This is a genomic window from Streptomyces sp. NPDC045678 (genome assembly GCF_056432085.1).
The window spans coordinates 447,003-460,423 of record NZ_JBWKJS010000006.1; the positions used below are offsets into that span (position 1 = coordinate 447,003).

At 68.7% G+C, this 13,421-nt stretch carries 12 protein-coding genes and 1 riboswitch; of the genes, 5 read left to right on the forward strand and 7 right to left on the reverse strand.

Annotation, left to right across the window (positions count from 1 at the left end):
- Window positions 1–86: 86 nt before the first annotated feature.
- Window positions 87–209, reverse strand: a riboswitch (cobalamin riboswitch).
- 106 nt (window positions 210–315) lie between these two features.
- The 5 genes from mctP to AC07DO_RS23100 all read right to left on the reverse strand — a co-directional run bounded on the left by mctP (window position 316) and on the right by AC07DO_RS23100 (window position 5,581).
- Window positions 316–1,962, reverse strand: a complete 1,647-nt coding sequence (gene mctP, locus AC07DO_RS23080; RefSeq protein WP_479062155.1) for a monocarboxylate uptake permease MctP — start codon at window positions 1,960–1,962, stop codon at window positions 316–318.
- On the reverse strand, window positions 1,959–2,228 hold the full coding sequence (locus AC07DO_RS23085; protein ID WP_479062157.1) for a DUF3311 domain-containing protein: 270 nt from the start codon (window positions 2,226–2,228) through the stop codon (window positions 1,959–1,961). The genes mctP and AC07DO_RS23085 overlap by 4 nt, the downstream gene beginning before the upstream one ends.
- Before the next feature lie 144 nt (window positions 2,229–2,372).
- Window positions 2,373–2,549 carry a CstA-like transporter-associated (seleno)protein gene (locus AC07DO_RS23090; RefSeq protein ID WP_479062487.1) on the reverse strand — a complete coding sequence of 59 codons (177 nt, stop codon included), beginning with the start codon at window positions 2,547–2,549 and terminating at the stop codon, window positions 2,373–2,375.
- A gap of 17 nt (window positions 2,550–2,566) precedes the next feature.
- A complete protein-coding gene (locus AC07DO_RS23095) occupies window positions 2,567–4,717 on the reverse strand; it encodes a carbon starvation CstA family protein (RefSeq protein ID WP_479062158.1) in 2,151 nt (716 codons plus the stop codon).
- Between the two features lie 81 nt (window positions 4,718–4,798).
- Window positions 4,799–5,581, reverse strand: coding sequence for a GntR family transcriptional regulator (locus tag AC07DO_RS23100; RefSeq protein ID WP_479062489.1), 783 nt, complete (start codon window positions 5,579–5,581; stop codon window positions 4,799–4,801).
- Between the two features lie 325 nt (window positions 5,582–5,906).
- On the opposite strand from AC07DO_RS23100, the gene AC07DO_RS23105 reads away from it, so the two are divergent.
- The 4 genes from AC07DO_RS23105 (at window position 5,907) to AC07DO_RS23120 (ending at window position 10,605) form a co-directional block, all read left to right on the forward strand.
- The gene (locus tag AC07DO_RS23105) at window positions 5,907–7,181 is read left to right on the forward strand and encodes an extracellular solute-binding protein (protein ID WP_479062160.1); all 1,275 of its coding nucleotides are present in this window, start codon (window positions 5,907–5,909) and stop codon (window positions 7,179–7,181) included.
- A gap of 92 nt (window positions 7,182–7,273) precedes the next feature.
- A complete protein-coding gene (locus AC07DO_RS23110; protein ID WP_479062162.1) occupies window positions 7,274–8,263 on the forward strand; it encodes a carbohydrate ABC transporter permease in 990 nt (329 codons plus the stop codon).
- Window positions 8,260–9,090 (forward strand): carbohydrate ABC transporter permease, encoded by an 831-nt coding sequence (locus tag AC07DO_RS23115; protein ID WP_479062164.1) that lies wholly within the window; start codon window positions 8,260–8,262, stop codon window positions 9,088–9,090. The genes AC07DO_RS23110 and AC07DO_RS23115 overlap by 4 nt, the downstream gene beginning before the upstream one ends.
- A gap of 6 nt (window positions 9,091–9,096) precedes the next feature.
- Entirely contained in the window at window positions 9,097–10,605 is a 1,509-nt protein-coding gene (locus tag AC07DO_RS23120) for a glycoside hydrolase family 3 protein (RefSeq protein WP_479062166.1), read from the forward strand.
- Between the two features lie 77 nt (window positions 10,606–10,682).
- Here AC07DO_RS23120 and nagB read toward each other — a convergent pair whose 3' ends face one another.
- Together nagB and AC07DO_RS23130 are read right to left on the reverse strand one after the other, a co-directional pair.
- Entirely contained in the window at window positions 10,683–11,468 is a 786-nt protein-coding gene (gene nagB / locus AC07DO_RS23125) for a glucosamine-6-phosphate deaminase (protein ID WP_479062168.1), read from the reverse strand.
- A gap of 259 nt (window positions 11,469–11,727) precedes the next feature.
- Window positions 11,728–12,492, reverse strand: a complete 765-nt coding sequence (locus tag AC07DO_RS23130; RefSeq protein ID WP_479062170.1) for an SDR family oxidoreductase — start codon at window positions 12,490–12,492, stop codon at window positions 11,728–11,730.
- A 94-nt stretch (window positions 12,493–12,586) separates the two neighbouring features.
- Between AC07DO_RS23130 and AC07DO_RS23135 the strand changes: the two genes are divergently transcribed.
- Window positions 12,587–13,177: a TetR/AcrR family transcriptional regulator gene (locus AC07DO_RS23135; protein ID WP_479062172.1), complete on the forward strand. Its 591-nt coding sequence runs from the start codon at window positions 12,587–12,589 to the stop codon at window positions 13,175–13,177.
- Window positions 13,178–13,421: the final 244 nt, after the last annotated feature.

Consider the following 13,421-nt stretch of genomic DNA (forward strand, 5'->3'; position numbering starts at 1 on the left):
CACACACGGGCGCACCCGGGCAGGGCGGCGTACCGCGTCCACCGGCCCATTCCACGAGGCCCGGACGGTCGGCACCCGGGCCGGACGGCACGGGTGCACTGCCGGCAGGTCTTCGGACTCCGCGCACGTCAAATGCGTACACGTCTACCGTTGCGGGACAGTTCCGGACTTGCACCGGATTCCCCTGCGGCGACAGCGAGCACGAGCATACATCTTGTGCTGGGTCTGGGTGACAGCCCCATATCTTGTGTCGGAGTGCACGAGAACGGGCCGCCGGATTTCTCCGGCGGCCCGCATGACGTACGCAGGGAAGGGTCAGTGCCCGCCCGGTGCCCCCACCGTGGCCGGCGGCAGTTCCTCGATGACGCCGGGGTCGCCCGCGTCCGCCGTGTAGTCCTCGGGAGACGTCTCGTCGATGCCCTCGGGCGCCTTCAGCGCCTTCAGGACGAAGGTCAGGACCACGGTCACGACGACGTTCAGGACGAACGCGGTGAGGCCGATGTAACCGATCTCGCCGATGCCCGGGATCTCGTCGGACGAGCCGCCGAAGTGCTTCTGCGTCGGCGACGCGACGCCGTACGCGGCGACCGTTCCGTAGACCATGCCGACCGCCCAGCCCGCGAGAAGCGCCCAGCGGTGGAACCAGCGCGTGAACAGGCCGCCGACCAGCGCGGGCATCGTCTGCAGGATCCAGATGCCGCCGAGCAGTTGGAAGTTGATCGCGACCGTCTTGTCCATGGTGAGGACGAAGACGAGCGCGCCCACCTTCACCAGGAGCGAGACCAGCTTGGAGATCCTGGTCTCCTGCGCGGGTGTCGCCTCCGGCTTGATGAAGTCCTTGTAGATGTTCCTGGTGAAGAGGTTCGCGGCCGCGATCGACATGATCGCCGCGGGCACGAGCGCGCCGATGCCGATGGCGGCGAAGGCGACACCGGTGAACCAGTCGGGGAACATGTCCTCGAACAGCTGGGGGATGGCCAGCTGGCCGTTCTCGACCTTGACCCCGGCCGCGATCGCCATGAAGCCGAGCAGCGCGAGCAGGCCCAGCATCAGCGAGTAGAGCGGCAGGATCGTGGTGTTGCGGCGGATCACGTCGCGGCTCTTGGAGGAGAGCGTCGCCGTGATCGAGTGCGGGTACATGAACAGCGCGAGCGCGGAGCCGAGTGCGAGCGTGGCGTAGGTCCACTGCCCGGCCTCGCCCGGCGCGAGCCCCGCGACGGGCTTGCCCGCCGCGTCGTTCGCCGCCGAGAACTTCTCGTTCGCCGCCTGGAAGATCTCGTCGAAGCCACCGAGCTTGATCGGGATGTAGATGATCGCGACGGCGATGACGAGATAGATCAGACCGTCCTTCACGAACGCGATCAGCGCGGGCGCGCGCAGCCCCGACGAGTAGGTGTACGCGGCGAGCACCGCGAACGCGATCAGCAGCGGCAGGTCCTTGATGAACCAGTTGGTGTCGGGGCCGCCGCCGATCCCCATGACGTCCAGGACGGCCTGGATGCCGACCAGTTGGAGCGCGATGTACGGCATCGTGGCGAGGATGCCGGTGACGGCGACCGCCAGCGAGAGGCCCTTGGAGCCGAAGCGCCCGCGCACGAAGTCCGACGTGGTCACGTAGCCGTGTTTGTGCGAGACCGACCACAGGCGCGGCAGGAAGGTGAAGATCAGCGGGTAGACAAGGATCGTGTACGGCACGGCGAAGAAGCCGGCCGCGCCCGCCGCGTAGATCGCCGCGGGGACGGCCACGAACGTGTAGGCGGTGTACAGGTCGCCGCCGAGCAGGAACCAGGTGACCCAGGTGCCGAACGAGCGGCCGCCGAGGCCCCATTCGTCGAGGCTCTGCTCGTTCTCGGCCTTGCGCCAGCGGGCGGCCAGGAAGCCCATGACGGTGACGGCGAGGAAGAAGAAGACGAAGACGCCGAGCGCGACGCCGTTGACGCCGCCCGATGCGAGTGTGGTCACTTTCCGGCACCCCCATGAGCCTGCGCGGCCTTGCGGGCGCGCTGGTCACGCTGCCACAGCTTGTACGCGATCATCGTGAGCGCCGTGGAGACGAGCACCCAGAGCATTTGGTACCAGTAGAAGAACGGGATGCCGATGAAGGTCGGGTCGATCTTCGCGTACGACCCCACCCAGAGCATTGCCACGAAGGGCGCGACAAGGCAGGCTGCGATGACCACGCGGACCGGTGTGACCACCGGTCTGTTCACTTCAGGCGCATCTGACATATCGCGGCTCCGTTCCCTCACTTATCCCATGCTTAACGTGCGGGAAATCTAAGCCACAGTCTCGCTGTATGGAACCCCTGTCCGGATAACGGACGGGTCGCGTTGTCGTGAGTTGCCTGCTCAGTTGCCTGCTCAGTCGCCTGTTCAGCAGCAGCGGAAGCCCCGGCGCGGGTCCGACTCCTCCCGCTCCGTCCGCATGCGCTCAAATGCGCGGCGGCTGGGGACGGTTGCCGCCGGATGCTCCTTCCGTACGTGCGCCACGTACCGCTCGTACGCCGACTCGTCGGTCATTTCCCGTACGTACCAGCGCATCCAGCGCATGCCGCGCAGCAGCCACGTCACGGCGCCACCTCCCGCTTCTCCTCCCGCTTCTCCTCCCGTTTCTCCTCCTGCTTCTCCTCCCGGGTCGCGAAGAGCTCCGCCGGAGCCGTCAACTTCGACTCCACGTACGGCGCTTCGCTCAGCCGTGACGCCGCGGGGTCGCGGACGTGCTTGATGCATATCCGTGCCGCGTCCACGATGACGACGACGATGAGCAGGGCGAGCGCCGCCGAAAGAACGCCGTCCACCGTGGAGTTGGTGACGACGGTGTGCATGTCGTCCATGGTCTTGGCGGGCGGCAGGATCTTGCCGTCGTCGATGGCGTCCTGGTAGTTGGCGCGCTGCTGGAAGAAGCCGACGCGCGGGTCGCTGGAGAACACCTTCTGCCAGCTCGCGGTGAGCGTCACCGTCGCGTCCCAGACGAGTGGAATGCCGGTGATCCAGGCCCACTTGAGCCGCCCGGACTTCACGAGCAGCGTGGTGCAGACGGCGAGGGCGACGGCGGCGAGGAGCTGGTTGGCGATGCCGAAGATCGGGAAGAGCTGGTTGATCCCGCCGAGCGGCTCGTGCACGCCGACCCACAGGAAGTAACCCCAGAGGGCCGTGACGACGGCGCTGGTGAACACGAGCCCGGGCTTCCAGCTCATCCTCCGGAAGGGCTTGTAGACGTTCCCGAGCATGTCCTGCAGCATGAAGCGGCCCACGCGCGTGCCCGCGTCGAGCGCGGTCAGGATGAACAGCGCCTCGAACATGATCGCGAAGTGGTACCAGAAGGCCCGCATCGAGCCGCCGGTGACCTTCGAGAAGATCTCCGAGACGCCGACCGCGAGCGTGGGCGCGCCGCCGGTGCGCGAGAGCAGCGAGGACTCCTCGACGTTCTTCGCGGCCTGCGCCAGGTCGGCCGGCGAGATGGCGTACCCGAAGCCGGCGACGGCCTTCGACGCCTCCTGGACGGTGTCGCCGACGACTCCCGCCGGCGCGTTCATCGCGAAGTACAGGCCGGGGTCGATGATCGACGCCGCGACGAGCGCCATCACCGCGACCGACGACTCCATCAGCATGGAGCCGTAGCCGATCATGCGGACCTGCGTCTCCTTCTGGATCATCTTCGGCGTCGTGCCCGAGGAGATCAGCGCGTGGAAGCCGGACAGGGCGCCGCAGGCGATGGTGATGAAGACGAAGGGGAAGAGCGAGCCCGCGAAGACCGGCCCGTCGCCGCGCGAGGCGAAGTCGGTCACCGGGTCCATCTTCAGCGTCGGCAGGGTGACGACGACGCCGAGCGCGAGCAGCACGATCGTGCCGATCTTCATGAAGGTGGAGAGGTAGTCGCGGGGCGCGAGCAGCATCCACACCGGCAGGATCGAGGCGATGAACCCGTACGCCACCAGCCAGACGACCAGTGTCGACGGCGCCAGCGTGAAGGTGTCCGCGAGGGACGACTCGGCGACCCAGCGCCCGCCGACGAGAGCGAGCAGCAGCAGCGCGATGCCGATCAGCGAGACCTCGCTGACCCGTCCCGGCCGCAGCACCCGCAGGTAGAAGCCCATCAGCAGGGCGATCGGGACGGTCATCGCGATGGAGAAGGTGCCCCACGGAGACGCGGCGAGCGCGTTGACGACGACGAGCGCGAGCACCCCGAGCAGGATGATCATGATGGCGAAGGTGGCGAGCAGCGCGGCGGCCCCGCCGACCGGGCCGATCTCCTCGCGCGCCATCTGCCCGAGCGACTTGCCGTCGCGCCGCGTCGAGAAGAACAGCACGACCATGTCCTGCACGGCGCCCGCGAAGATCACGCCGGCGATGATCCAGATGGTGCCGGGCAGGTACCCCATCTGGGCCGCGAGCACCGGCCCCACCAGCGGTCCCGCGCCCGCGATCGCCGCGAAGTGGTGGCCGAGCAGCACCCGGCGGTCGGTCGGGTGGAAGTCGATGCCGTTGTCGAGCCGCTCGGCCGGGGTGGCCCGCTTCTTGTCGACCTTCAGGACCTTGTACGCGATGAACCTGGAGTAGAAGCGGTACGCGACGGCGTACGAGCCGAGGGCCGCCGCCACCATCCAGGCGGCCGACACCTCCTCGTCGCGCGCGAGGGCCAGGACGGTCCAGCCCGCGGCGCCGACCAGCGCGACGAGGGACCAGATGACGATGGATCGGGGTTTCGCTCTGCGCACCGGGTCGTCCTCCCGTTCATCAGGCGATGACGGGAGGACCGTAGAGCAGCACGGGGACCCGCGCCAGACCTCGGACGGGTGTCAGTCCGTGGGCCGCTTGAGGCGGGCGACGAACTTGTAGCGGTCGCCGCGGTAGACGGAGCGCACCCACTCCACCGGCTGGCCGTTGCCGTCCAGCGAGTGGCGGGACAGGAGCAGCATCGGCAGGCCCACGTCCGTGCCGAGCAGGCCGGCCTCGCGCGGGGTCGCCAGGGAGGTCTCGATGGTCTCCTCGGCCTCCGCGAGGTGCACGTCGTACACCTCGGCGAGTGCCGTGTAGAGCGAGGTGTACTTGACCAGGGAGCGGCGCAGGGCGGGGAAGCGCTTCGCCGACAGGTGCGTGGTCTCGATGGCCATCGCCTCGCCGTTGGCGAGCCGGAGCCGCTCGATGCGGAGCACCCGGCCGCCCGCGGTGATGTCGAGCAGGTCGGCGAGGCGGTCGTCGGCGGTGATGTAGCCGATGTCCAGGAGCTGCGAGGTGGGCTCCAGGCCCTGGGCCCGCATGTCCTCCGTGTACGAGGTGAGTTGCAGCGCCTGCGACACCTTGGGCTTCGCGACGAACGTGCCCTTGCCCTGGATGCGCTCCAGGCGGCCCTCGACGACCAGTTCCTGGAGGGCCTGGCGCACCGTCGTGCGGGAGGTGTCGAACTCGGCGGCGAGGGTGCGCTCCGGGGGGACCGGGGTGCCCGGCGGCAGAGTTTCGGTGATGTCCAGCAAGTGCCGCTTCAGGCGGTAATACTTGGGCACGCGCGCGGTGCGGCCGACGCTCGGACCCTCCGGGGCCACGTCGATCTCGCCCGCGGTGCTGCCTGCCTCGCTGCCCATGATCGACCTTCCCGGCTCCTGTGCTGCTGCCGTCACCGGCTCCTCCGTCTGTCGCGGCTCACATCGTGGCACGTACCGGGCCATGGGGGTGCCCTCTGGTCGAGCGAAGTCGAGAGCTTGAGGGAAGACTCCGCCCGCTCAGGTGTCGGTCCGATAACGGAGGCGACAGCCCTTCTTATACACCCTTGACACCCCTAAAGGTCTAGGCCAAGCTCCCCGTACTGGTCTACACCATTAAAGACCAGGTTCCAGTCCCACGGGCAGATCTCGGTCCATTTGGTCGCTGCGGGTGGGGGGTTGACTGGCATCCCTTGAGGAGGGTGACGTGAAGCGCAAGCTCATAGCGGCCATCGGTGTCGCGGGCATGTTGGTCTCGGTCGCGGCCTGCGGCAGTGACGACGACGACAAGAAGGCCGGGGGAGCCGACAGCTTCAAGGGCGAGACCCTGACGCTCTGGGCGATGGACGGTTCGACGCCGGACCAGTGGCAGAAGGACGTCACGGCGGCCTTCGAGAAGAAGACCGGCGCGAAGCTGAAGTTCGAAGTCCAGCAGTGGAACGGTATCCAGCAGAAGCTGACCACCGCCCTCTCCGAGGAGAACCCGCCGGACGTCTTCGAGATCGGCAACACCCAGACCGCCGCGTACGCCAAGACCGGCGGCCTCGCCGAGCTCGGCGACCTCAAGGAGTCCATCGGCGCGGACTGGACCGAGTCGATGAACAAGGCCTCGGTCATCGACGGCAAGCAGTACGCCGCCCCGTGGTTCGTCCTCAACCGCGTCGTGATCTACAACAAGAAGATCTGGGCCGAGGCCGGCATCAAGGACACCCCCAAGACCCGCGACGAGTTCCTCAAGGACCTCAAGCAGATCGGCGCGAAGACCGACGCCGAGCCGCTCTACATGCCCGGCCAGTTCTGGTACCACTTCGTCGGCCTCACCATCGGTGAGGGCGCCGAGCTGGTCAAGAAGGACGGCGACAAGTACGTCTCCAACCTGGGCGACCCGAAGGTCGCCAAGGCCATGAAGACGTACCAGGAGTTCCAGAAGCTCTCCAAGGCCCCCAAGAACAAGGACGAGGCCACGCCGCAGCAGGGCGAGGTCTTCGGCAAGGGCAAGACCGGCACGATGATCGCCATGCCGTGGGAGGCCGCCCTGGCCATCAAGGCCGACAAGAAGATCGAGAAGGACATCGGCTACTTCACGATCCCGGGTGCCACCGCGGACAAGCCGGAGGGTGTCTTCCTCGGCGGCTCCAACCTCGCCATCGCCGCGACCAGCAAGAAGCAGGAGCTCGCCAAGGAGTTCCTGAAGATCGCGCTGAGCGACAAGTTCGAGGGTCAGTTCGCCAAGGAAGGCGGCGTCATCCCGAACAAGAAGTCGCTGGAGCCGTCCCTCGCGGGCAACCCGGCCGCCAAGGCCATGTCGCCCGCCACTCCCGGCGGCGGCATCACCCCGCTGATCCCGGAGTGGGGCGCGGTGGAGAACCCGCCGAACCCGATCAAGAACTACATGACCGCCGTGCTCAACGGTAAGTCCCCTGAGGCCGCGGCCAAGCAGGTCGAGGGCGAGCTCAACAAGCGCCTGGCGCAGAAGCAGTAAGAACGCCCCTCTTGCCGGGGCGGCGGGTGAACCGTCCCCGCCGCCCCGGCATACCTCTGCGTACCGCGATGCCCACGAAAGAGATGGCGAGCATGACCGTGCAGAAGACCGAACGGCCGCCCTCCGGCCCGACGGAGGTGCAGACATCGGACGGCGGGCCACGACCAGGGGGCCCGCGCAGATCCCCCGGGCGTCTCACCGGCGTCACGCCCTATCTGCTTCTTGCCCCCGCGATCATCGTCACCCTGCTGCTGTTGGGCTGGCCGCTGGTCAACAACGGGATCCTGTCGTTCCAGAACCTCAACATGCGGCAGTTCATTCTGCACTTGACCGAGTGGAACGGATTCGACAACTACAAGGAGGTCCTCACCGGCGAGGACTTCTGGCGGGTCACAGGACGCTCGGTCGCCTTCACCGCCGTCAACGTCGTGCTGATCATGGTCCTCGGCACGCTGGTGGGACTCCTCCTCGCCCGTCTCGGCCGGAAGATGCGCACCTTCCTCCTGGTCGGCCTGGTGCTCGCCTGGGCGATGCCCGTCGTCGCGGCGAGCACGGTCTACCAGTGGCTGTTCGCCCAGCGCTTCGGCGTCGTCAACTGGGTGCTCGCCAAGATCGGCTTCGAGTCGATGGCCGACCACGACTGGCTGGCCACGCAGTACTCGACGTTCTTCGTCGTGCTGCTGCTCATCGTCTGGATGTCCATCCCCTTCGTGGCGATCAACCTGTACGCCGCCACGACCACCATTCCCAAGGAGCTGTACGAGGCCGCGTCGCTCGACGGCGCCGGTGCCTGGAAGCAGTTCACCCAGGTCACGATGCCGTACCTGCGGCCCTTCCTCTACGCCACGACGTTCCTTGAGATCATCTGGGTCTTCAAGGCGTTCGTGCAGGTCTTCACGATCAACGAGGGCGGACCCGACCGGCTCACCGAGATCCTGCCCGTCTACGCCTACATCGAGGGCATGGGCAACCAGCACTTCGGCATGGGCGCCGCGATCGCGCTGCTCACCATCATCATCCTGCTGGCCATCACCTCGTTCTACCTGCGGATCGTGCTCAAGCAAGAGGAGGACGAGCTGTGAAGCGCTCGCTGATGGGCCGGCTCTGGCCCAACCTGGTCGCGGTCGTCATCTTCGTCTTCTGCGTCTTCCCCGTGTACTGGATGTTCGCGACGGCCTTCAAGCCGACCGGCGACATCATCGCCGAGGACCCGGTCTGGTTCCCGACCGACGCCACCTTCGAACACTTCAAGACGGCGGTGGACGCCGACCACTTCTGGACGATGGCGGGCAACTCCCTCATCGTCACGCTCCTCGCGGTGACCTTCTCGCTCATCATCGGCGTGACCGCGGCCTTCGCCCTCGCCCGCATGCGCTTCAAGGGCCGGCGCGGCTTCATCATCGGCTTCATGCTGGCGCAGATGGCGCCGTGGGAAGTCATGGTCATCGCGATCTACATCATCGTGCGCGACGCGGACATGCTGAACAGCCTGATCCCGCTGACCCTCTTCTACATGGTGATGATCCTGCCCTTCACCCTCCTCACACTGCGCGGCTTCGTCGCGGCGGTGCCCAAGGAGCTGGAGGAGTCGGCCATGGTCGACGGCTGCACCCGCATGCAGGCCTTCCGCCGGGTGATCCTGCCGCTGCTCGCACCCGGCCTGATGTCGACCTCGCTCTTCGGCTTCATCACCGCCTGGAACGAGTTCCCGCTGGTCCTCGTGCTGAACAAGGAAGCCGAGTCCAAGACCCTGCCGGTGTGGCTCACCAGCTTCCAGACCACCTTCGGCGACGACTGGGGCGCCACCATGGCCGCCGCCTCCCTCTTCGCCATCCCGATCCTCATCCTCTTCGTCTTCCTGCAGCGCAGGGCCGTCAGCGGCCTGACCGACGGCGCAGTGAAGGGATAACGCCTCATGACGACACTCACGCCGCACGCCGGTGACACCCTCACCCGCAACGCCCTCGCCGTCCTCCAGCCCGGCTTCGACGGCACCACCGCGGCCCCGGACTGGCTGCGCCGCCGGATCGGCGAAGGCCTCGCCTCCGTCAGCCTCTTCGGCCGCAACGTGCGGACCGCCGAGCAGGTGGCCGCCCTCACCGCGCAGCTGCGCGCCGAACGCGACGACCTCCTGATCGCCATCGACGAGGAGAGCGGCGACGTCACCCGCCTGGAGGTGCGCACCGGCTCCTCCTACCCGGGCAACCACGCGCTCGGCGCCGTCGACGACACCACGCTGACCCGTGAGGTCGCCGCCGACCTCGGCCGGCGCCTCGCCGCCTGCGGCATCAACTTCAACTGGGCGCCGTCGGCCGACGTCAACGCCAACCCCGACAACCCCGTCATCGGCGTACGCTCCTTCGGCTCGGACCCCGACCTGGTGGCCCGGCACACCGCCGCCTACGTCGAGGGCATGCAGTCGTCGGGCGTCGCCACCTCCGCCAAGCACTTCCCGGGGCACGGCGACACGGCGATCGACTCGCACCACTCCGTGCCGGTCATCGACGTCGACAGGGACGTCCTGAACTCCCGTGACCTCGCGCCGTTCCGCGCGGCCCTCGCCGCCGGCACCCGGGCCGTGATGAGCGCCCACGTCCTCGCCCCGGCCCTGGACCCGGACAACCCCGGCACGCTCTCCCGCCGCATCCTGACCGGACTGCTCCGCGAGGAGTTCGGCTACGAGGGCCTCATCGTCACCGACGGCATGGACATGAAGGCCATCGCCGGCACGTACGGCTTCGAGCGCGGCTGTGTCCTCGCCATCGCCGCGGGCGCCGACGCGATCTGCACGGGCGGCGGCCCCTCCGACGAGGGGACCGTGCTGCGACTGCGCGACGCCTTCGTCGCGGCCGTGCGCTCGGGCGAGCTGCCCGAGGAGCGGCTCGCCGACGCGGCCGACCGCGTCCGGGCCCTCGCGGGCTGGGCCGCGTCGTCGCAGGTGTCGGGCGCGGCCGAGCGTTCGGGGGGCGCGCCCGACACCGGCATCGGTCTGATCGGGGCCCGCCGTGCGCTGACGGTCACCCGCGGCGAGACGTACGCGGCCCCGGTCACCGAGGCACCCTTCGTCGCCACGTTCTCCCCGCTCCCCAACATCGCCGTCGGCGACGAGACCCCCTGGGGCGTCACCGCCGAGCTGGAGCGCCGTCTCCCCGGCACCGAGTCCGCCACCTACTCCGGCGAAGGCTCGGGCAGCCGGGCCCTCGCGGCGGCGGGCACGCGCCGCATCGTGGCCGTCGTCCGCGACGCACACCGCCACGCCTGGATGGCCGACGCCCTCCGGACCCTCGTCACGGCCCGGCCCGACACGGTCGTCGTCGAGATGGGCGTCCCCCAGTCCGCCCCGACCGGCGCCCTCCACATCGCGACGCGCGGCGCGGCCCGCGTGTGCGGCGAGGCAGCGGCTGAGGTCATCGTCGCGGGCTGACCCGCCCGCCGCACGAAGACGCCACATAGGAAAGGGGCGCCCCCGCCGGGGGCGCCCCTTTCCTATGTCCGTTGCTCCTACAGCCCCTGCCACTCAGGCTTGTTCGCGTACGTGTGCCGGAAGTAGTCCGCCAGCTTCAGCTTCGACGCGGCGGCCTCGTCCACGACGACCGTGGCGTGCGGGTGCAGCTGCAGCGCGGAGGCGGGCACGATCGAGGCGACCGGCCCCTCCACCGTCGCGGCCACCGCGTCCGCCTTGCCCTCACCCGTGGCGAGCAGCACCAGATGCCGCGCCTCCAGGATCGTCCCGATCCCCTGGGTGATGACGTGGTGCGGGACCTGCTCGATGTCGCCGTCGAAGAAGCGCGCGTTGTCCACCCGCGTCTGCTCCGTCAGCGTCTTGATGCGCGTACGGGACGCGAGGGACGAGCACGGCTCGTTGAACCCGATGTGCCCGTCCGTGCCGATGCCGAGCAGCTGCAGGTCGACACCCCCGGCCTCGGCGAGCGCCTTGTCGTACGCCACGCACGCCGCCTGCACGTCCTCGGCGCTGCCGTCGGGCCCCATGAAGGAGGTCTCGCTCAGCCCGAGCGGTTCGACGACCTCCCGCAGGACCACGGAACGGTACGACTCGGGGTGCCCGGCGGGCAGCCCCACGTACTCGTCGAGCTGGCAGATGCGGGCCCGCGAGGCATTCACGGAACCGGCCGCGACCTTGGCCGCCAGGGCTTCGTAGATGGGCAGGGGAGTGGAGCCGGTGGCGACACCGAGCAGGGCGTCAGGCTTGCGACGCACCAGGGCGGCCATGGCCTCCGCGATGAGCTCGCCGCCTGCCGTGGCGTCCGGGACGATGACAACTTCCACGCTGGGCCTGCCGATCTGGAGAGGGCTCGAAAAGTACTGGTGGTATAGACCAATCTAGCAGAGCTGCGCCGCTGAAACAGCAGTGCTGCACCGCCAGAACAGCCGATTCCGCCGCTCTTCGAACCATGCTCGACTCTCCGCCCCGGCTCCGCCCGTCGAACCGCGCGCGGGCACTGTGCGCGCGAACCGCGCGGGGACCGTGCCGGGGGCGTGCCCGGGGCGTGCCGGGGACCGCGCGCGGGGGCCGGAAGGTGTCCGCTCACACGCCCAGCACCGAACCTCCCGTCGCGTCGATGTACTGACCGGTGATCCACCGTGCGTCCTCCGAGGCCACGAAGGAGACGATGTCCGCCACGTCGGCGGGCTGGCCTATCCGGTCGAAGGCCGAGTACCCCGCCATGTCCGCGCGCTGGGCCTCGGGGATCCCGTCCATCATCTCGGTCTGGATGATGCCGGGCGCGACCGCGTTCACCGTGATCCCGCGGGGGCCGATCTCCTGCGCCAGTGTGTGCGTCAGCACGTTCACGGCGCCCTTCGTCATCGAGTACGCCACGGTGATCGGGAACGCGATGCGCGTGACGCCCGACGAGATGTTGATGATGCGGCCGCCGTCGCGCAACCGGTCGAGTCCCTTCTGGATCACGAAGAACAGCGCCTTCGTATTGACCGCGAACACGCGGTCGTACTCCTCTTCCCGCACCTCTCCCACGTGGCTGTACAACCCGATGCCGGCGTTGTTCACCAGGATGTCCAGGCCGTCCGCGTGCCGATCGAACTCGGCCCAGAGCGCCTCCGCGTCGCCGGGCACCCCCAGCTCGGCGCCGAACGCGAAGGCGGAGCCGCCCGCCGCCTCGATCGCCGCCACCGTCTCCTTCGCCGCCACCTCGTTGCTGCCGTAGTGCACGGCGACCCGCGCGCCGTCCCGGCCGAGACGCTCGGCGATGCCCCGCCCGATGCCCCGGCTGCCGCCCGTGACCAGCGCGGTCTTCCCCGCGAGCTTGCCCGTCCCCGTGTGTGCACCCATGACGGACGCCCCCTCTTTCTCTAGTGGTCGCTACAGAAAGAACGCTACCCCACGCCCGTCCCCTTTTGCTAGTGCCCGCTATACAATTCACTCCATGGCGACGAAACAGCGTGGGCGCCCCCGCTCCTTCGACCGCGAGACGGCCCTGGAGCAGGCGATCCGCACGTTCTGGGAGAACGGGTACGAGGGGACGTCCGTCTCCGACCTCACGCGGGTCATGGGCATCGGCGCCCCGAGCCTCTATGCCGCCTTCGGTGACAAGCGCACCCTCTTCGACGAGGTCGTGGTGCGGTACGGGGCGACGCACGGAGCCTTCGGCGTGCGCGCCTTCGAGGAGGAGCCCACCGCCCGCGCCGCGGTGTCGCGGCTGCTGCACGAGGCCGCGGCCGAGTTCACCGACCCCGGCCACCCCCGCGGCTGCCTCGTCATCACCGCGGCCACCAACTGCACGACGCCGGAGGTGGAGGAGGCCCTGCGGCAGCGCCGGAACGCGAACGTGGCGGACATCGAGGCCCGCGTCCGCGCGTCCGTCGCGGCCGGGGAGCTGCCCGACCGCACCGACCCCGCGGCCCTCGCCCGTTTCACGGCGGCAGTCTTCCAGGGGATGTCGCAACAGGCCAGGGACGGCGCCACCAGGGAGGATCTGGAGGCGGTGGCCGATCTCGCCATGACGGCGTGGCCGTAGGCCCGGCCGGGCGCGGCCGAAGCCCGGGCACCGGCTCCGCCGATGTGGGAAAGTCGGCTTCGATTGCCGGAGAAAGAGACAACAACAAACATCTGCCGACGCATAGACATAGGAGAATGGTCTAGTCCACAATGCGTGGGTAAAGCCTCCGCCCTCCCCGCACAGGAGAGCGGACCGAGGAACCGGCGCTCTCTGCCCTGACCGCGTCGGATCCTCAAGATCGGCTGTTCAGTACCGCACATTC